The 255-nt window shown below is 48.2% G+C and carries 1 protein-coding gene; it reads right to left on the bottom strand.

Annotated elements, in window-relative coordinates; translation table 11 throughout:
* Positions 1 to 255 (bottom strand): DUF6765 family protein (locus tag GTP27_RS24505; RefSeq protein ID WP_371865999.1); only part of this gene is annotated, 255 nt, incomplete at both ends.

Raw genomic sequence — 255 nt, 5'->3', positions numbered from 1 at the left:
TCTGGAAGATTTTCTCGCTCAATCGTTTCGTTGTGGGCGTTGGTATATTTCCATTTTGCCCATGGCATGTCTGGGAAATGCAACGCAGCACCATGCCCAAGTCCAGATATAAGATCCAGTGTGACTGCCTCCGCATTTTCCTCCAGTGTCTGCAACCCAGACCTCAGCTTCTCTAACCATGTCTTGTGATCATGTTGGTCGCCAACAAGGGAAGTCAGTTTGTTGTACTTGCTTTCCGTTCCGCTAAATCCTTGG

This window comes from Duganella qianjiadongensis, from assembly GCF_009857915.1.
Lineage (GTDB): Bacteria > Pseudomonadota > Gammaproteobacteria > Burkholderiales > Burkholderiaceae_D > Rugamonas > Rugamonas qianjiadongensis.
This window is presented reverse-complemented; position numbering and strand designations above follow the sequence as displayed.